Below are 16,462 nucleotides of genomic sequence, written 5' to 3'. Positions count from 1 at the left end.
CAATTAGTATTCGCTGTTTTCGTAATAGAGGTTTATTTCATCCTCATCAATGACTAACTTAGAACCATGAGCATAAATCTTGAATAAATCCTCTGCAATTCCATGTAAGCCGTACATCATATCTTTTGATTTAATTTCGCGATCATCTATTTTCAGGCAAAATAATGTACCATCATCGCGAATAAGCATTCCATATTTGCATTGATACTTACCCTTATCCGGTTCTGGATCAAGGTGAATCCACGTACTATAATCCTTGTCAATATGAAGGGAGAACTCATCACTGTCATCATATTCATCATCTTCGTTTTCACTTTTTTTCCAGCTGTTGATAAGCTCTGATAGTTTATACTCTGGCTTAACATCAGCAAGCATTCTATCCATCTGTTCCTTCAATTTTTCTACACCCTGTATATGAGTAATCTCATCCAGTTTTTCTTTAATTACTTGCGCGATTAATGTGTTGTAAGACGGTAAATCCAACACGCCAAGATTGATAGAAAAATGTTGTTTTACATGTTCTTTTAATTGCTTCCCAAAGTCTCCATAGGAACTAAAAATATCATCAATAATAGATTCAATTGTTTTTTCAAGCTTATTTCTAACGATTTTTTCAACTAACCCCTCACTATGAATATTCGTTAGCGCCTGGTTTACCATATTATTCAAATCCATATTATTACACTCCTATTTTCATTTTTTAGAATCCATGATATACTGCCGTTGAAATGTTTCTTAAATGATCGTGTTGGTAGCACGATTGTTTGTCAGGGCTTCTCTGTCTTTTCTTTTGCGGTATAACTTACGGCAATAGTAATTACAGAAAAGTCCTTCTTCTTTTGGATTAGGAATTATTTGTCCTTCAAAGACTTCTTTTTCACAATGCTTGCAGCATCCTATTTTTTTACCGGATATCTTGTATCCAGATTTCTTAGGAGACTCTAGCCCTTCATATTCTTCATTTTTAAATTCCTCAAGTTCACTTAATTCAGCAGTAAGCAAATCTATTTGAGCATGAATTTCGTCAGTCGGTAATCCGAATTTGACAGCGTCAATGCTGTCTTCATATAACTCACGTAATTGCGCTCTAAGCACTCTAGATCGTTTATGATCGTCCAACTCTCTCAGCTCCATATCTCCGCCTCAAGTTCGGATATTTTAGCCTTCAATTGCCTTTCTTGTTCCTTCAAAGGTTTCATCTTCTGAATACATACGTGATTAGGCCATGGACTATCTGTAATAGCATATTGAGTTTTATAAATGGCCTGAAGCTTTTGTTCAGTTAGTTCTTTTTCCTTTTGAAGAGAAAGCTTTTTCTTATCCTGCTCTGTCAGCTCTAGCATCTCAATATCTACTGCATGTTGACAATTCAACCAGCGATGCATGAGTAATACAGCGGCTATAAGTGAGTCTGCTGGTTGATCTAATGTAAACTTGATCCCTTCATCATCCATGATTGGAATTGAATAAGTGGTTTGAGTTTGGTAACTCATTTTGCCTTCGCCTCACGCTGGATATTACGAACGATAATGGCGTGCTGCAAAGAATTTTTAGACCACAACTCAGCCAATTCTTCAAGCGTCATAGCCAACTCCCCTTTAAATGTAGTCTTCTGGACGAAACTCTTTAACGAAGTAAATGGAATCATCAAAATCTATGCGCCGGATGTGACTGTACTTTGCAACTGAGAACAAAACTTTTAACTTACTCCAAATCATGCGTCGGTATTTGCCAACCGTCTCATTAAACTTGTCGTCTGTTTCCTTGTGACGGTCTTTCGTGAGAGAAACTGATCGAACTCGGACAGCATTCTGTAACTGATAGCATTCAGCATCCGTCAGTGTAACGCTGTCTCGAACCTCTTGGACCATCATCTGGACTTCCTCAACCTTCTCAGAAACATCCTCCTGCATCTTCTTCATTCCGTCCCACAGGCCTCGAATGGCAACTCCTTGAGATTCTGTAAGTTGGAGTTGCTTTTCCACCAGCATCATATAATCCGGTTGTTGATTATTGTTTATCAATGTCATATACTTCTACCACCTTTCTGCCGTTTACGGCTGGTCTAACTTGGTCTATAAAACGTTGCAACATATCAAGGCTTTCCCCCAAGCGCTTTTTCTCCCCCATGTTTGCAGCCCCAATTGCACCTAGCATGAATGAAGTGATTCCAACCGTTTCAAGAAATCTTTTTACATGGGTATTCAGTTGTAAGGCGTTGATATTAGACTCAGAGCGAAGCTTCCTCATTTTCAATTCCGCTTGCTGCTCATCAAAATCATCTGTCTTCTGCAATTTCATCGCTTCCAACTCTTCTTTTTTCTGTTGGTAGCCAGATTTCAACTGCTCAACTTTTAAACGCTCCAGTTCTAAATCTTCATTGAGCTTATTCTTCCAGTATTCATCTCGTTGTTTAAGTTGAGCCTCAGCCTCTTTTTCCTTCTGCCGGATAAACACGTTCGTTTCTTCTTCATGGCGCTCTACCGCAGCAGCTACAGCCTCGTCAACCTGGTCAACAGGAACTGTGTTTTTGTACCGGCGTTGCAGAGCAAGTTTCTCTTGTTCTGCTTGTTCGGCCCTCTCTTCGGCTTCGCGGACAGCAACTTCTAGGCGGGCTTTGGTTTCAACAAAAGCTTTATGGGTACTGATTAATCCCTCATCAAGCTGCTGAATAATCTCAGGAGTGGCATTTTCAGCGATGAATTTCGCCTTATCGTACTGTCTGCCAGAGCCGAACCCTGCTTGATCCGCTACAATGTCTCGTACTTGCCCGGTAGGTTGGTCAGGAAAATTTTCCGTACCTCCAGCCATGCGCTCTTTGGCTTTCAAACGTTCGGCCTCTTCAAGTCGCCGCGCCCATTCTACTCGTTCAGAAAAAGTGAACTCTTTACGATGTTCATTTTCAGAAATCTCAAGCTGAAGCTGATGTTCAAAGTCTTTGATTTCCATAATTCTTACTGTCACTTCTGAGCGTCCAAGGAACTGATGCGCTCTCAAACGCCGCTCTCCGGCAATAAGCTGATAATCCGGTGTTACTACAATAGGGTTAATGAGTCCGTTTTGTTCTATATCCTGGGCCAGTTCTTCAATACCGCCGAAATCTTTGCGAATGCGGTCACTGACTTTTATTTTGTTAATGTCAATTTGCAAGTTAAATCTCCTTTCTAAAGGTTTTTCTGCCCCTATACCGAATTTCAAAGTAATGATAAATTACAATGAGAGGACATGTGATTATGAAGTTAAACAAAGACTGCATAAGAGATTTACTTTTAGCCGTAGAATCTGAACCATTCGGTAACGAAGTAACTAAACACACATTCAATAGCAATCCTTTTACTGAGCCATATTCGTTTGAAGAAATAATTTATACAACTCAAAGATTAATTGAAGCAAATTACATTAACGCCCAAGTTCAGTATGCTGGCGATGAGGTGCATAATTTTTATATCTCAAGCCTGACTTGGGAAGGACACCAATTCTTAGATAACATCCGAGACAATGGTGTTTGGATAAAATCCAAGGACATTGCTAGCAGGTTCTCCAGCGTTTCAATCTCCATGCTTTCTAGCATTGCTTCAAATGTTATTGCTCAAATTATCAAGAAGCAGATAGGCTATTGATAGTTGTCATTCAAGAAATGCTGAAACTTGTTCAAGAACGCCTCATATTTAGCTGGGCTGCAATCATTGCTAGTAAACATCAATTCAATAGTTAATTTACTTTGGACCATTTTTGATGGAATATCCGACTCGGTTGGTTGATTGATAGAATATCCCGAAACGATAACGTGAGTCATTGCGTTATCTCTTTTAATGGGATGATGATAAAAAGACAAGGTTTACCCTCCTTTAGCTCTGTCTTTGGGACCTTTCGATAAGATCAGATCGCTCTTGCCAAAATCTCTCCACAGTTCCTAATGAATCTTCTGTTTTCAGATTTGGTAGTACAACAAGAACCTCCTTTGCTTCTACATAGATATCCTCATCAGACAAATGTTCTTTATGATATTTTCTTTTAAGTTCAAAGTGTTGGTATGATCCAACGGATATCTTTTCAATCCCTGGTCTAGTTGCCAGTTCATTGATCAAATCATTCGTGCTTACATGCTTTAAATCAGGCAGTCGGTTATTCAGTTGTTCAATATTGGGTGTAGTCATTTAGTTTTGATTCTCCTTTCTTCATTTCTTAGCTCTTTGTTCAGCTCTCCAGGCCTCCAAATCAGATAAACGAATCTTTATTGTCGGTCTCCGAGAACCGGAAACTCCATATCTTTCATGAGGAATATCATTTGTTTTGCATAAGCTATAAATCAACTTTTCTGAAATACCAATATGTTTCGCAGCTTCACGGACATCTAGAGTTCTATCTACATGAGCTGGAAGCAATGCCATAATTCGTTGTTCAGCTGCTGCTACTTCCTCAGCGACAATTGCGCGAATTGCATCTTCGATGGCTGTCATTACCATTCACCAACCTTAAACTATCACTTTCTCGATCGTATTTAAAATACAGTTTTTACTCAAAAAAATTTCCATATTTCATTGACTCCCTAATTAAAATACGGTATTATACAATTGTCGTATTGATAATACTATTTTAGATCAGGGAAAAGTCTTTCGGGCGAGTCTTTATAAAGTTCACAGATCCTAAACATTAATTTTAGGCTAGGATTTACGCGACCATACTCAAGACTGCGTATGTGATCGACATGAACACCTAAAGACTCAGCGGCTTTGATTTGGGTAAGGCCTTTTGATAGCCTTCTTTCTTTAAGTGCCGCACGTTTCATTTAGCATCACCTCCGATATGTCCCTAGTATAAATCGTATTTTAAATACAGTCAACAACTAGTTTGTATTTACAATACATTTTTTCGGGAGGACTCACTTTTATGTCACTTGGTCAAAGAATCAAAGCCTTACGTAAACAGGCAAAATTGACTCAAAAACAAATTGCAGATCAATTAGGGATGGGGAGTTCGAACTTCGGTCACATAGAAAATGACAGAGTTACGCCTTCAAGTGCAGATCTTCAAAAGATTGCGGATATCCTCGATACGACAACAGACTATTTGTTGGGTAGGACAAATGACTTTAAGAGCGATCCGTACTACGCTCTAACAGACCAAGACGAACGTGACATCGCAAAAAAACTTGAGGCAATGATGAATGATCTTGATTCTGATTCGTCGTTATCTTTTATGGGGGAACCAATGGACGAAGAGGATCGAGAGTTGCTTCGAATTTCTTTAGAGAATACTCTTCGTATGTCGCGTGAGATGGCGAAGAAGAAATTCACGCCTAAAAAATATAGAAAATGAACTTCCGGGGGCACCGAGATGATAGAAAAGAAAAAAGCTCGCGAACTCATTCTAACCCACGGAACCAATTCACCTTTAGAGATTGCAACTGAGAGAAAAATTGTGGTTCTTTTTGAACACTTAGGGAAACAAACATGGGGGTATTATTCTAATACTAATCGCTTACCTGTCATACACATCAACAATCGACTTAGTCGAGAACAAGCCATTTACACAAGTGCGCATGAGCTTGGACATGCAATTCTTCACCCAGGTATAAATACGCCGTTCCTTAGAAGCAACACTTTTTATTCAGTGGACAAGTTGGAACGGCAAGCGCATCGGTTAGCTGTCCACCTGCTAATCGGTTTTAATGCGCCGGAACAAGGCGAGACGAAACAACAATTCCTGCTTAGATGTGGGATTCCTGAAATATTTCATATTTTTTATTAAACTTTGCGCTTTCCAGCCGCAAGGCTGTTTAATCATAAATAAATATCGAACATATGTTTGTTTGGAGGGATTATTTTGAAGGGTAGTATTGAAAAAAGAGGAAAGTATACATGGAGGCTCCGGGTTGATCTTGGGTATCACGCTGACGGTACTCGGAACCGGCCTGATAAGACCCATGAAATCGATGACCCATCCCTGATGAAGCTGTCTGAGAACTGCCCGAAGTACAAAGACGCAACACGAAAACTTAAGGATTATTTGGACGATCAATTAGCTGCTTTTAAAATTGAAGTATTAAGCGGTAACTACATCAAACCCAGCAAGCTGACGTTTAAAAATTTTTTTGAAAATGAGTGGGTTCCGAAGTACGCCGTAATAGAATTAAAGAACGGAACTACCTTGGAATCTCACTGCTCCAAAATCAACAATCACGTTCTGCCGAAAATTGGCCATATGCCTATTGATGAAATTACAACCATGATTTTAGTGAAATTGTTCGCTGATATGAGAAAGCCCGGCGCCCGAGTTGATAAAAAAGGTAAAAAGTCTACTCTTGCATCGCGTACAATCCAGTATGCTTACGATGTAACAAATAGCATATTCCAACGAGCTGTAGAATGGCGTGTACTGACCAAAAATCCCCTGGAAGGTGTTAAACGTCCACAAATTAGCAAAGAGGATAAAAAGGCCCGCAAAGACCGCAAAAATTACTTTGAAGAAGATGAGGCAGTCGAGGTAATTGATAAATTACTTTATACAGACTCTAAATGGAGGCTTTTTTTCTTGGGGGCGATAATGGGAGGATTCCGGCGCGGTGAGTTAATCGCTTTAGACGAAGACGATTGCGACTTTGAAAACAACAGATTGAGGATTGACGAGAGCATTTCAAGCACCAAAAATGGCCAGGCGGACATTACAGATACAAAGAATGAAGCATCTAACGATTATGTAGATATGCCACAATGGTATATGGAGGAACTGACCGTCCATGTTAAAGGCATGCGTAAACTAAGGTTTGAGGCAAAGGCAAATGGGACATGGCAAGGCGGGGATCGCAACTTTGTTTTTCACTCAGGTACAGGGAAACCCTATTACCATACAACGCCGTCCCAGCAGTGGAAAAACTGGTGTGAGCGGCACGGCTTCCGTAATGTATCACTTCATGGTCTCCGCCATACAAATGCAACGTATTTGCTTGGCCAGGGAGCATCTATCAAGGAGATTCAACATCGATTGCGACATTCCACATCTCAGGTGACTTCAGATACCTATGCTCACGTCACCAAGAAGCTTAGTCGTAAAACAACAGCACACCTCGATGTCTTCGATCCAAAAGTTCGTCCCCAATCCGTCCCCAAGAGCGAAAAAGGCGCTCGCTCCCTGTGATATGGAAGTCATGATTTCAATCACTAAAAAATAAAAAATCCCTTGATAATCAAGGGATTCAAGAGAAAAACCATAGTGCCGAGGACCGGGATCGAACCGGTACGGTAGTCACCTACCGCAGGATTTTAAGTCCTGTGCGTCTGCCAATTCCGCCACCCCGGCATAAATTTAGGAACGCTAATCTTCACACTTACTTGTCTTACAAGTATCTGAGAAACACGCATCTGATTAAGAAGTGTTCTCATTATGTAAATGTCGTTCAATTGGGCACCAACATATAATACGATAATTTTATCGAATTGTAAAGTGTTTTTTAAAAAAATAATAAAATTCTCTTTTTGTATAACTTGTGCACATTTGAATTACACTAATAAACGTCTTTCCAAACTACCAGAAGGGGTGTTACGAATGCGTGAAGGTATGATTCCAGCTGTTCTTGGAACGGTAGTATCGGCTTCAGGCGCTGTGTTGCTGAGCAGTAAGTACAAACTTGCAGCTACAGGCATTCTCGGTTTCGGACTGGCTCATGTTGTTCTGGGAGCGATTGATCTGATTGAGCATCGCTAGTTGTTTGGGAAGTACCGGGCGGGATTTACTCCCTCCCGGTTTTATTTTTATCAACGTTTAGTCTGGAGCACAAGCGTTTATGTAAAGTATAGAAGCTGAATATGCCTAATAAAAGGAGCTGTGATGTGCTATGAGAGATAATAACTCTGAAAAGAATCGTACTGACGATCAAATCGAACATAAACAATCCCTGGACAAGCGCGAGCCAGGATTTAATCGCATTCCTGACACCGATGCAGATACACCTGCTGCTACTGATATGATTGATGAAGCCATAGGTCGCGGGATAGACAAGTTACGTAACGATTTCACAAAATAAAGCATGGGTAATAAGACACAGGTTTGTGAGCAGTCCTTAATTCATTTGTTTTGATATGTACAGTGATTTCGTAAAATCACTTAAAGATCAGCATGATCCAGCCAATGATTGATATCCACAGCACGATGCTGATTAAGAGTCCACACATGATACCAAAAGAGAAATTACCTTCACTCTTCGGTACAGCACTACCAAATTTCAATCTAAGCTTCATTTGATTCCAGTTCATAGAACCCCCTCCTTAAGTTCTATTTCGGAATATGAAGCTTATTTTTGTAGACCTATAGTCATGTTTTCAAAAATAAAATAGGGTTTTTCGTCCTATCATCCTGATCGCGGAAATAGGATTACAGCTATACCGACCAAACAAATCAATCCACCAATGAAATCGTACAAGTCGGGTGTCTTTTTATCAATCCACCAGCCCCATGCAATGGAAAGAACAATAAAGACACCTCCGTATGCTGCATATACACGCCCAAAGGAGGAAAAAACCTGAAAGGTAGCAATGATTCCATACACAGCCAAGATTACTCCGCCGCAAAGTCCGACATACCATGTCTTTCCTTCACGCAGCCACTGCCAAATCAAATATCCTCCTCCAATTTCAGCGATGCCAGCCAATATAAAAAGTAAAGCTGCCTTTAACACCATTTCACATCCCTAATTCTTCAAATTCTTTTCGATTTTTTTGGATATCTCATTAGAGCACTCGACCTAAAAGGATAATCAATGCAATCACGCCAACCAGAATCAGCAGGTTGCTGACCTGACGCCATAAGCTAGGCACTCCCTCGGAGAGAAGCTTCCGCTGATTGGCATCAAAGTTCGCTTTGGCTCCTTCAGCATCTGCTGACCTAGAGAATGGTCTGTTTTCTTCATTCATAAGAGCACCTCCTTTTCAATCCACTTTAATCATACCAAACTTTTCCGTCGATTTCGCGTTGCTCTTATGCATATACTTCACATATATTTCTGATTGCATCTTCATATATGTGAAGTGTACATCCATATGTCAATATTTCGCTGAATATAAAGTATGATGTCGAATCAAGGTAGAGTGGGTATTTAGACGTCTTTCATTGCAGGACGGTAGTTATGGTATAATTTAGTCAACTTGTTCAAGATCGTAACCAGCGCTCATTTGTTTACTCAACTTATAATTAAATTGACATCTAAGAATCCACATCCCGGTTACAACCTGCATATTCTGTTTGTAAACCCAGGAGGAGGATACCGATGTCCCCAATCTTTATAGCAAGTTTAATGATGATGGGCATATTTTTATTTCAGGCAGCCATCGTTCTCGGCATCATACATTGGATTTCAAAACGAACCCAACGTCCAGCACAAACCAAAATGTATCTTGCAATGGGTTTGCTCGTTGTAATTTTAGGTTTCCTTGTGTGGGACAACTGGATACACTTACAGGAATTCAATGGATGGGCCACGATTAGTCTGCTGGTGATTATTATTAGCGCCTATATACAGCTTAGAAAGCAAAAAGAAAAATACTAATCCCATTACCATGCATCAAAGGAGGAGCGCCATGAAATCTCACTCAACACGCTTTTGGTTACAGAGGGTGCTACTGCTAATGCTTGTTTTACTCTTCAGCGGCTCTCAGCAATCATTCATTGTTGCCGATGCCGCCCCGCCAATTAATGTTCAGGCCTCTGCCAAAGCCAAGCAATTACTTGCCTACCTATCTAATGTACCGGATGATATGCTAATTTCCGGGCAGCATGATTACTTAGAGGCACCGGATGAACAAAATAACAAGCTACAACAAATCAGCGGACAATACGCAGGACTTCACGGCTATGAGTTTGGAGGATTGGCTAACCAGTCCCGTACAGCCCTACGAGAGCAACGTCAGCATGTTGTGAATAGTGCTATCCAATGGAGTCAGGACGGCGGAATCGTAGCTGTTACCTTCCATCAGGCGCTTCCTGGCAAACCCAAAACGTGGAAAAACGTACAAGCAAAAATTACTCAAGCTGAATTTAATCGTTACATCACGCCGGGTACCCCGCAATATAAACAACTGATCGCTGATCTGGATGAGGTGGCTTTGTCCCTTAAGACCTTACGAGACGCGGATGTACCTGTTTTATGGAGGCCCTATCATGAAATGAACGGCAACTGGTTTTGGTGGGGAAACAAGCAAAATTATGCTAAGTTGTGGAATCTAATGTATGATCGGTTCACTCATGTCCATCATCTGGATAACCTGTTGTGGGTGTGGAGTCCCAATGCTCCAAACGCATATAGCACTCCCTATAATTTGTCCTTCCCAGGTATTAACCGAGTAGATATTCTTGCAGCTGATATCTATAACAATGATTACAAACCCTCCTACTACACCGAATTGCTAAAGCTTGCGCAGGGCAAGCCTATGGGAATCGGAGAAAGTGATATTCTGCCAAGTGCGAAGGTGCTGCAAAATCAGCCAGCCTGGGCCTATGCCATGACATGGGGAAAGGAGCTGTCTGCAACCAATTCACAAGCAGCAATCAGACATTTTATGAACCAAAATAATATCATCACACGAGACCTTCTTCATGAGTCCCTACGCTGAAAGAAAAAAGCTTCCACTTCGCTCTAGGAGCAAAGTGGAAGCTTTTTTATACCAAATCCAAATAAAGCACTCTAACTATTTCTAATAACCTCTTCTAGATCAATATCGGCATACGCCTCTTCACCAAGATGTACGGATACAATGGTGTAGATCCGCTTGGACAGTCTAGACATCAGCCGATCACCCGGTGCTACAGAATATTCTTCCCGATAATCTCCAATTTTGTGAAAACCGCTGGACATATGGATGTACAAGTTGCCCCTACGTGTTTTACCATGCACCAACATCAAATCTCCTCCTGCTGTGTAACCAACCTAATTTCCCTGTTACATGTATATCGGTCAGAACAAGATAGGATATAAGTCCCTGGTACCCTCTTTCGTTTCACATGTTAGTGCACGTAAACGAAACGGGTCTGCCAGTGATGTGACAGACCCGTTTTTGTAAACCCATTTTCGTGATTTAGGAAGAAACTATTCTTGATAGGATTCTGCTATTGCATTCGCTGCAATGATTGCATTGTACACGTCAGCAGGACTAACCGGGAACGGCATGTTGACCATTGTATCATTCGATGCACAAGCAGCTTCAGCCACTTGGCGCCATTCAGCCTCAACAAATTCCTCTACACCCAAGTCACGAAGCGTCAATGGAAGGCCTACATCCTTAACCAGTTTAATCACGGTTTCCAGTTCTTCTTTCGGTGCATTTTCCAGCACTAGCTGGGTTAACAAACCGAATGTAACTTTCTCACCATGCTGTGCTTTATGAAGCGAAGGAACAGCCGTCATGCCGTTATGAATGGCGTGTGCTGCTGCCAACCCACCTGATTCTGCACCAACACCGCTCAAATAAATGGTAGCTTCAATCGTATCCTCCACCGCACGAGTATATACTTTCCGATCCACAGCACGTTTGGCCTTCACAGCATTTTCCAGCAACGTATCATAACAAAGACGAGCAAGTCCCAATCCTGTAGTGGAAGGCTTGTTCAGAACCAGGTTATCCCCGTTAGCCTGATAGCAAGCACGAGCTTCAAAATAAGTGGCCAGTGCATCACCGATTCCAGCTGCAAAGAAACGTGCAGGCGCTGCTGCCAGAATGCCTGTATCCGCCAGTACAACGTCTGGATTAGTAGGCAGGAACAGATATTCATCAAAAGAGCCATCTTTTTTGTATATAACCGCAAGCGCGGTACAAGGAGCATCTGTAGAAGCAATCGTTGGGAAAATAACAACAGGCAGCTTTTCATAATAAGCGGTTGCCTTGGCGGTATCCAACGTTTTTCCCCCGCCAATCCCTATGATAATGTTCGAACCATGTTTACGCACCAATTCACGGTTACGATCAATCTCTTCTTTTGTACATTCATATTGGAATTTCTCGAAGACCACCTGGTTACCAGCTGCTTCAATTGAAGCACCTGCCTCCTTTTGAGCCCTTTCAAGTATGAACTCATCACAAATGACAAAGGCTTTATCGCCATAATCCTTAATATAGTCATTTAACGACGAGAGTAGATTTTGTCCAGAAATAAATTTCTTGGGTGAAGTAACGGACCTTACAACGTTTGCCATGTAAATTCCTCCTCAGCTTTGACTCATACTCAAATTAATAATGATTTGGGCATGTGACCCTTTAACTATAAACCTCTTTTCACGTTATTAAAAGGCTTATTATGGAATATTTTATGAACAAATTGTGTATCTATTATACTTGAACAGTCGAGCGCCATTCAGAATACAGGATACCCATCATGATACGATCATAACTGTTACCATCACGAAGAACAGCAGAACGAACTCTACCCTCAAGCTGGAACCCCGCCTTCTCATAAGTTCGGATCGCTTGTGTATTGTACTCAATCACATCCAAGCCGACCCGATTTAAATTGAGCTCATAAAACGCATAACGAAGAATGAGACCTACAGCTTCTGCCCCAAAGCCCTTGCCACGGTAGTCCGTATTACCTATACCTATTGCCAGCTGCCCGCTACGATTATTCCACTCAATTCCGTGGATAGCAACAAATCCGATCAAGACATCATCTGCCAATGTTCTTAATCGAAAATAGACCTCGTTAGAGCGGGGAGATCCTTCTGACTCCATCTGTTTCAACGTGTAAGGGAGCGCCAAATCCGTATCTACATTTCGCAGATACTTCGCATCCTCACCCCATTTGAACATCACTTCGGCATCTTCTTCCCTGACTGCGGCCAGTTTTATTCGTTCTCCATAAAATAAATTTTCGATCTTAATGACTCTTCAGCTCCTATTATGAATTGTGTGCCATGTTTTCCGTCATAATTGTCATGCTATCCGATGTCCGCAATATAAGCTCTCCCTTTTAATTCAATGTTTAAATTTTACAAAATAATCAAACATAACACAACCAAATCATTACAGTTGTCATTGTGTGATACACAAAAAGACCTTGCAGCTGCAAGGTCTTCATATTCCTAGTATTTAAATAACATAGCAACCAGTTGATATCCAGCTCCAATCGTCCAGAACAGTACATAATCACCGCGCCGGATACGACCCGATTCAATACCTTCATATAGAGCAATGAACGGGCTACTGGTACCTGTGTAACCATATCGATCACCCACATAAATCATTTGGGCATCCTCTAGCTCCAAGTGATCCTGAATCTTCAATACATTTGCTAACGAGAACTGAGACAGACAATAAGCCCGTACATCCCGAGGCGTCAGCCCATTCTTTTTTAAAATGCGTTCAAGCAGATCAAATGTAGGAGGCAAGGCCATATTGGCGTCGAACGGAAGCCACTGAATATATTTTCCGGGGGCGTTCCTTTGGAGTGTCGCCGCTAACCCCTGAGCCGGGTACAAAATTTTATCTATATTGACTGGGTCCGTAAAATACATAGAATCTATAAATCCGGTGTCTTCTTCTGTACGCTCCAAAATAGCCGCACATGCAGCATCTCCATAGTTCGCATAAGTAATCTCATCCTCCGGACCGGAAATGAGTGAATTATAATCCGAACCGATAATAAGCGCTGTCCGCACGTCAGGATTAGATAACATCGACCGACTGACTTGATCGACAGCGACTGTCATCCCTGCACAATTCGCGTTGGAATCCATCACGGCCACATCATGTCTGGCCCCAATCGCCTGGTGAACAAACAATGCATTCATCGGAAACAGTGACTCAGGAACTTGAGTGGAGAACACGATCATATCCACGTCACGGCCTGTCATACCAGCCTGTTCCAGAGCTTTTTGCGCAGCCGCAATTCCCATTGTTAGACCGTTTTCGTTCGGATCATCAATGATATAACGCTGTTTTCTACCCATATGCTCCATGAAGCGTCGAATATCTTTGCCCCGCTCGTCAAAATGGCGAACATAGTATTCGTTATCCAACGAATGGGACGGATGGTACACACCCAGTGCTTTTATTTTGATATGGCTCATCAGGCTTCCCCCTTACACATACATCAGCGCATTATTGTACAACAATATCTACGTTGTTTAATCCTGCTTCGCGTGCTACTCGACCAAGCTGCATTTTAATAATGGTTTGTTGAAGGCTGATGCCAAAGATTACTTTGGTAAATCCAGTTTCTTTATAACGTACAAATGAGCCCTTCAGTTTTTCCACTTCTCCCGGACCCAAAAGTGCCATCTGGGTACAATCTACCTTGAGTGTAAAGCTGGACGCCTGAATGGATGAGGTTTTGGCTACATAATCTTTTACAAAGCTATCATACTCCTCCTGGCTAAAAACTCCATTCACCGCCATATGTACCGTTTTCATGGCTTGATCTACTTCGATAGTGTAAGGATGTTGACTCATTTTAGAAGGACTCCTTTAATTTCATTTTTTTGTCTATTAAGAGTATCGGAATAATAGGTAGAATTTTTAATATTAAATCAGATAAATCACCACTAAAATATTACAAATTTGTGAATATAAAAAACCGTCACTGCTCCTAGAAGAAGCAACTGACGGCTAGAAATTTGCGTATTCTCATATGAAATTAATTCGTAAACGTATGGCGACCGAGTGAGATGACAGCCGGGCGACTTTTACTCCATTTGGCTGTAGCAATGGCCGGGTTGTAATAAAACAAGGACCCATTGGTCGGATCAGCACCATTAAGTGCCTGTCTGGCTGCACGGTACGCAGTCTTGTTGGGTTTCAGGCGGTATTGACCATCCTGTACAGCGGTGAATTGACCAGGCTGCAAAATAACGTCCGGGATCGAGCTTGGAAACTCACCGGACTGAACACGGTTTAATACGACAGCGCCGACAGCCACTTGACCTTCAAACGATTCCCCGCGAGCCTCAGAATAAATGATACGAGCCAGTTGATCCAGCGCGGTTACGCGCACCTCTCCGAAGGATTCCAGCTTGGCTTGTGTAGCCGCTCCGGCTACTCCATCAGGTGTCAGACCGTTATCCCGTTGAAAACGAGCCACCGCTTTACTGGTCAGAGAACCATAGTACCCAGTAAACCCAGCCTTGAAATAACCGAGCGAATGAAGCTGCTGTTGAAGCTCCAGCACCCGTTCGCTTTGAACCCCTATCTTCAAAGCTGACGTTTGTGCTTGTGCTTGTCCTGGTGCGACTGACAATACAGTACCTAACATACATGCGCAGGACAGGATTAAAATAGATAACTTTTTCATATTCCAGACAACCTCCTCTTTCATGTTCTGTCCGGTGCAACCATTCCGGCCTGTACAACTCAGGGACGTTTATCCGATGATGTTTCTTATGACATAACTTATGCCTAGCTGCAGAAATGACGCGTGGCTACATACGGAATGGGACAATCATGCTTTCACACGTCCGTTGCAGTATACCATAAGCCGCATTTACGTATCATCCGGCTCTGGTCCTAAGACTACCCAAGCAAATAAAACGCCATCCCTAAAGGGATGACGTGTATTAAGAACAATGGATCATGTTCTGACCACACTTGAATACGTGACTTTTTTCGCTATTTTTCGCTTCAACTTGCCCGGGACCGGAGCCTGATTTCTACTAATTCAAATCACATATCCGCGCACACATACATGGGCGTATGCATAGGGTAGCGTACGATCATCAAATTTCGAATAATAGAAAGGCAGGAAACGACGCGTGGATTCATATATGGATTACACCTCCCCTACTGTACAATTTACCTATGATTTAAGAGACAATGTTTTGTTTCAGAAGGATGCTCAAAACTCGATCAACGAGCTGTCGATCCAGCAGCTGAATACATTGGCGAATGTATCGCTGCTGGATATTCGCCTTAGCACAGCTAATGTTGTGGAGCCTCACTATCACCAAAATGCCACAGAACTGGTATACTGCATCTCTGGAGCAGTAACCGTGTCACTGATTAACCCCTTCACCCTCGAGTTACGACATTTTCCGATCACACCTGGCCAAGTGGCTAACGTTCCTCAGGGATGGTGGCATTATCTGGTCGCCACGATGGACAACACTCATTTGTTGACCATTTTTAATGCTCCGACCCCTGAATTCATACTGGGCTCCGACATTTTGCGGCTAACGCCAAGTAACATTCTGGCTCATACTTACTGCCTGAATGAGAATAAGATTCAGGAAGCACTCGCCCCAATTAAAAAGCCTGTCATCATCGGTCCTCCCAATGACTGCAAGCAGCAGCCCCCCCGAAAACCTGGGATACATGTAAGGCTTGCCGATACTTCACCCCACCCTCAGGTCGCCCCCCAAAGAGGTTACGCCCATACCAATGGATATCCTGGCTTCTCTTTTAATCCCTATCAAGAATAGGCTAACTCTAGTCAGGCCTTAAGTTCGAGGGAATACCTTTTCCCTGTATGTTCGCCGTTACCATAAGAC

The 16,462-nt window shown here is 42.0% G+C and carries 26 protein-coding genes and 1 tRNA gene; 9 read left to right on the top strand and 18 right to left on the bottom strand.

What is annotated here, in order from left to right; translation table 11 throughout:
- Positions 1-3 precede the first annotated feature (3 nt).
- The 5 genes from NSQ58_RS11765 to NSQ58_RS11745 all read right to left on the bottom strand — a co-directional run bounded on the left by NSQ58_RS11765 (position 4) and on the right by NSQ58_RS11745 (position 3,150).
- The gene (locus tag NSQ58_RS11765) at positions 4-675 is read right to left on the bottom strand and encodes a hypothetical protein (protein WP_076295322.1); all 672 of its coding nucleotides are present in this window, start codon (positions 673-675) and stop codon (positions 4-6) included.
- 60 nt (positions 676-735) lie between these two features.
- Complete coding sequence (locus tag NSQ58_RS11760) at positions 736-1,119, bottom strand: hypothetical protein (protein WP_264453482.1); 384 nt, start codon at positions 1,117-1,119, stop codon at positions 736-738.
- 5 nt (positions 1,120-1,124) lie between these two features.
- Positions 1,125-1,493 (bottom strand): hypothetical protein, encoded by a 369-nt coding sequence (locus NSQ58_RS11755; protein ID WP_341057450.1) that lies wholly within the window; start codon positions 1,491-1,493, stop codon positions 1,125-1,127.
- Positions 1,494-1,598: 105 nt separating this feature from the next.
- A complete protein-coding gene (locus NSQ58_RS11750; RefSeq protein ID WP_341057449.1) occupies positions 1,599-2,030 on the bottom strand; it encodes an ORF6C domain-containing protein in 432 nt (143 codons plus the stop codon).
- The gene (locus tag NSQ58_RS11745) at positions 2,011-3,150 is read right to left on the bottom strand and encodes a ParB N-terminal domain-containing protein (RefSeq protein ID WP_341057448.1); all 1,140 of its coding nucleotides are present in this window, start codon (positions 3,148-3,150) and stop codon (positions 2,011-2,013) included. Before NSQ58_RS11745 ends, NSQ58_RS11750 begins: the two co-directional genes overlap by 20 nt.
- Before the next feature lie 83 nt (positions 3,151-3,233).
- Between NSQ58_RS11745 and NSQ58_RS11740 the strand changes: the two genes are divergently transcribed.
- Positions 3,234-3,620 carry a DUF2513 domain-containing protein gene (locus NSQ58_RS11740; RefSeq protein WP_068942303.1) on the top strand — a complete coding sequence of 129 codons (387 nt, stop codon included), beginning with the start codon at positions 3,234-3,236 and terminating at the stop codon, positions 3,618-3,620.
- Between the two features lie 228 nt (positions 3,621-3,848).
- On the opposite strand, the gene NSQ58_RS11735 is transcribed toward NSQ58_RS11740, so the two are convergent.
- From NSQ58_RS11735 to NSQ58_RS11725, 3 genes are all read right to left on the bottom strand, one after another.
- On the bottom strand, positions 3,849-4,157 hold the full coding sequence (locus NSQ58_RS11735; RefSeq protein ID WP_068942307.1) for a hypothetical protein: 309 nt from the start codon (positions 4,155-4,157) through the stop codon (positions 3,849-3,851).
- Positions 4,158-4,178: 21 nt separating this feature from the next.
- Entirely contained in the window at positions 4,179-4,460 is a 282-nt protein-coding gene (locus tag NSQ58_RS11730) for a helix-turn-helix domain-containing protein (RefSeq protein WP_279834919.1), read from the bottom strand.
- Positions 4,461-4,591: 131 nt separating this feature from the next.
- On the bottom strand, positions 4,592-4,789 hold the full coding sequence (locus NSQ58_RS11725; RefSeq protein WP_076158515.1) for a helix-turn-helix transcriptional regulator: 198 nt from the start codon (positions 4,787-4,789) through the stop codon (positions 4,592-4,594).
- A 101-nt stretch (positions 4,790-4,890) separates the two neighbouring features.
- Here NSQ58_RS11725 and NSQ58_RS11720 point away from each other — a divergent pair, with 101 nt between their 5' ends.
- The 3 genes from NSQ58_RS11720 to NSQ58_RS11710 all read left to right on the top strand — a co-directional run bounded on the left by NSQ58_RS11720 (position 4,891) and on the right by NSQ58_RS11710 (position 7,137).
- A complete protein-coding gene (locus NSQ58_RS11720; protein ID WP_076158520.1) occupies positions 4,891-5,319 on the top strand; it encodes a helix-turn-helix transcriptional regulator in 429 nt (142 codons plus the stop codon).
- 18 nt (positions 5,320-5,337) lie between these two features.
- On the top strand, positions 5,338-5,751 hold the full coding sequence (locus NSQ58_RS11715) for an ImmA/IrrE family metallo-endopeptidase (RefSeq protein WP_254664495.1): 414 nt from the start codon (positions 5,338-5,340) through the stop codon (positions 5,749-5,751).
- A 75-nt stretch (positions 5,752-5,826) separates the two neighbouring features.
- The gene (locus tag NSQ58_RS11710) at positions 5,827-7,137 is read left to right on the top strand and encodes a tyrosine-type recombinase/integrase (RefSeq protein WP_341057444.1); all 1,311 of its coding nucleotides are present in this window, start codon (positions 5,827-5,829) and stop codon (positions 7,135-7,137) included.
- Between the two features lie 76 nt (positions 7,138-7,213).
- Here NSQ58_RS11710 and NSQ58_RS11705 read toward each other — a convergent pair.
- Positions 7,214-7,299, bottom strand: a tRNA-Leu gene (locus NSQ58_RS11705).
- Positions 7,300-7,545: 246 nt separating this feature from the next.
- Between NSQ58_RS11705 and NSQ58_RS11700 the strand changes: the two genes are divergently transcribed.
- Complete coding sequence (locus NSQ58_RS11700) at positions 7,546-7,704, top strand: hypothetical protein (protein WP_013311032.1); 159 nt, start codon at positions 7,546-7,548, stop codon at positions 7,702-7,704.
- A gap of 130 nt (positions 7,705-7,834) precedes the next feature.
- A complete protein-coding gene (locus tag NSQ58_RS11695; protein WP_023989396.1) occupies positions 7,835-8,023 on the top strand; it encodes a hypothetical protein in 189 nt (62 codons plus the stop codon).
- Between the two features lie 76 nt (positions 8,024-8,099).
- Here the strand turns inward: NSQ58_RS11695 and NSQ58_RS11690 are convergent, their stop codons facing one another.
- From NSQ58_RS11690 to NSQ58_RS11680, 3 genes are all read right to left on the bottom strand, one after another.
- Positions 8,100-8,252 carry a hypothetical protein gene (locus NSQ58_RS11690; protein WP_023989397.1) on the bottom strand — a complete coding sequence of 51 codons (153 nt, stop codon included), beginning with the start codon at positions 8,250-8,252 and terminating at the stop codon, positions 8,100-8,102.
- Positions 8,253-8,347: 95 nt separating this feature from the next.
- Positions 8,348-8,674, bottom strand: coding sequence for a YnfA family protein (locus NSQ58_RS11685; protein ID WP_023989398.1), 327 nt, complete (start codon positions 8,672-8,674; stop codon positions 8,348-8,350).
- A gap of 52 nt (positions 8,675-8,726) precedes the next feature.
- Positions 8,727-8,909: a hypothetical protein gene (locus tag NSQ58_RS11680; protein ID WP_023989399.1), complete on the bottom strand. Its 183-nt coding sequence runs from the start codon at positions 8,907-8,909 to the stop codon at positions 8,727-8,729.
- Positions 8,910-9,262: 353 nt separating this feature from the next.
- Between NSQ58_RS11680 and NSQ58_RS11675 the strand changes: the two genes are divergently transcribed.
- Positions 9,263-9,541 carry a hypothetical protein gene (locus tag NSQ58_RS11675; RefSeq protein WP_028540506.1) on the top strand — a complete coding sequence of 93 codons (279 nt, stop codon included), beginning with the start codon at positions 9,263-9,265 and terminating at the stop codon, positions 9,539-9,541.
- A gap of 31 nt (positions 9,542-9,572) precedes the next feature.
- Positions 9,573-10,604, top strand: coding sequence for a glycosyl hydrolase (locus tag NSQ58_RS11670; protein ID WP_023989401.1), 1,032 nt, complete (start codon positions 9,573-9,575; stop codon positions 10,602-10,604).
- Positions 10,605-10,675: 71 nt separating this feature from the next.
- Here the strand turns inward: NSQ58_RS11670 and NSQ58_RS11665 are convergent, their stop codons facing one another.
- The 6 genes from NSQ58_RS11665 to NSQ58_RS11640 form a co-directional block, all read right to left on the bottom strand.
- Positions 10,676-10,891, bottom strand: coding sequence for a hypothetical protein (locus tag NSQ58_RS11665; RefSeq protein ID WP_013311038.1), 216 nt, complete (start codon positions 10,889-10,891; stop codon positions 10,676-10,678).
- Positions 10,892-11,077: 186 nt separating this feature from the next.
- Positions 11,078-12,181 carry a glycerol dehydrogenase gene (locus NSQ58_RS11660; RefSeq protein ID WP_023989402.1) on the bottom strand — a complete coding sequence of 368 codons (1,104 nt, stop codon included), beginning with the start codon at positions 12,179-12,181 and terminating at the stop codon, positions 11,078-11,080.
- A 133-nt stretch (positions 12,182-12,314) separates the two neighbouring features.
- The gene (locus NSQ58_RS11655; RefSeq protein ID WP_279834936.1) at positions 12,315-12,863 is read right to left on the bottom strand and encodes a GNAT family N-acetyltransferase; all 549 of its coding nucleotides are present in this window, start codon (positions 12,861-12,863) and stop codon (positions 12,315-12,317) included.
- A gap of 200 nt (positions 12,864-13,063) precedes the next feature.
- Entirely contained in the window at positions 13,064-14,050 is a 987-nt protein-coding gene (locus NSQ58_RS11650; RefSeq protein ID WP_053325753.1) for a ketoacyl-ACP synthase III, read from the bottom strand.
- Positions 14,051-14,081: 31 nt separating this feature from the next.
- Complete coding sequence (locus tag NSQ58_RS11645; RefSeq protein WP_013311042.1) at positions 14,082-14,432, bottom strand: hypothetical protein; 351 nt, start codon at positions 14,430-14,432, stop codon at positions 14,082-14,084.
- 184 nt (positions 14,433-14,616) lie between these two features.
- Complete coding sequence (locus NSQ58_RS11640; RefSeq protein ID WP_069080406.1) at positions 14,617-15,270, bottom strand: cell wall hydrolase; 654 nt, start codon at positions 15,268-15,270, stop codon at positions 14,617-14,619.
- A 457-nt stretch (positions 15,271-15,727) separates the two neighbouring features.
- On the opposite strand from NSQ58_RS11640, the gene NSQ58_RS11635 reads away from it, so the two are divergent.
- Positions 15,728-16,393: a cupin domain-containing protein gene (locus tag NSQ58_RS11635; protein ID WP_023989406.1), complete on the top strand. Its 666-nt coding sequence runs from the start codon at positions 15,728-15,730 to the stop codon at positions 16,391-16,393.
- The last annotated feature ends 69 nt before the right edge of the window (positions 16,394-16,462 follow it).

Source organism: Paenibacillus sp. FSL M7-0134, from assembly GCF_038007865.1.
Lineage (GTDB): Bacteria > Bacillota > Bacilli > Paenibacillales > Paenibacillaceae > Paenibacillus > Paenibacillus polymyxa_B.
This window is presented reverse-complemented; position numbering and strand designations above follow the sequence as displayed.

Coding starts and splice junctions, on each gene's coding strand:
- NSQ58_RS11765 (WP_076295322.1), bottom strand. CDS start 675: ATGGATTTGAATAATATGGTAAACCAGGCGCTAACGAATATTCATAGT.
- NSQ58_RS11755 (WP_341057450.1), bottom strand. CDS start 1,493: ATGAGTTACCAAACTCAAACCACTTATTCAATTCCAATCATGGATGAT.
- NSQ58_RS11750 (WP_341057449.1), bottom strand. CDS start 2,030: ATGACATTGATAAACAATAATCAACAACCGGATTATATGATGCTGGTG.
- NSQ58_RS11740 (WP_068942303.1), top strand. CDS start 3,234: ATGAAGTTAAACAAAGACTGCATAAGAGATTTACTTTTAGCCGTAGAA.
- NSQ58_RS11735 (WP_068942307.1), bottom strand. CDS start 4,157: ATGACTACACCCAATATTGAACAACTGAATAACCGACTGCCTGATTTA.
- NSQ58_RS11730 (WP_279834919.1), bottom strand. CDS start 4,460: ATGACAGCCATCGAAGATGCAATTCGCGCAATTGTCGCTGAGGAAGTA.
- NSQ58_RS11725 (WP_076158515.1), bottom strand. CDS start 4,789: ATGAAACGTGCGGCACTTAAAGAAAGAAGGCTATCAAAAGGCCTTACC.
- NSQ58_RS11720 (WP_076158520.1), top strand. CDS start 4,891: ATGTCACTTGGTCAAAGAATCAAAGCCTTACGTAAACAGGCAAAATTG.
- NSQ58_RS11715 (WP_254664495.1), top strand. CDS start 5,338: ATGATAGAAAAGAAAAAAGCTCGCGAACTCATTCTAACCCACGGAACC.
- NSQ58_RS11700 (WP_013311032.1), top strand. CDS start 7,546: ATGCGTGAAGGTATGATTCCAGCTGTTCTTGGAACGGTAGTATCGGCT.
- NSQ58_RS11695 (WP_023989396.1), top strand. CDS start 7,835: ATGAGAGATAATAACTCTGAAAAGAATCGTACTGACGATCAAATCGAA.
- NSQ58_RS11690 (WP_023989397.1), bottom strand. CDS start 8,252: ATGAACTGGAATCAAATGAAGCTTAGATTGAAATTTGGTAGTGCTGTA.
- NSQ58_RS11680 (WP_023989399.1), bottom strand. CDS start 8,909: ATGAATGAAGAAAACAGACCATTCTCTAGGTCAGCAGATGCTGAAGGA.
- NSQ58_RS11675 (WP_028540506.1), top strand. CDS start 9,263: ATGTCCCCAATCTTTATAGCAAGTTTAATGATGATGGGCATATTTTTA.
- NSQ58_RS11670 (WP_023989401.1), top strand. CDS start 9,573: ATGAAATCTCACTCAACACGCTTTTGGTTACAGAGGGTGCTACTGCTA.
- NSQ58_RS11665 (WP_013311038.1), bottom strand. CDS start 10,891: ATGTTGGTGCATGGTAAAACACGTAGGGGCAACTTGTACATCCATATG.
- NSQ58_RS11660 (WP_023989402.1), bottom strand. CDS start 12,181: ATGGCAAACGTTGTAAGGTCCGTTACTTCACCCAAGAAATTTATTTCT.
- NSQ58_RS11650 (WP_053325753.1), bottom strand. CDS start 14,050: ATGAGCCATATCAAAATAAAAGCACTGGGTGTGTACCATCCGTCCCAT.
- NSQ58_RS11645 (WP_013311042.1), bottom strand. CDS start 14,432: ATGAGTCAACATCCTTACACTATCGAAGTAGATCAAGCCATGAAAACG.
- NSQ58_RS11640 (WP_069080406.1), bottom strand. CDS start 15,270: ATGAAAAAGTTATCTATTTTAATCCTGTCCTGCGCATGTATGTTAGGT.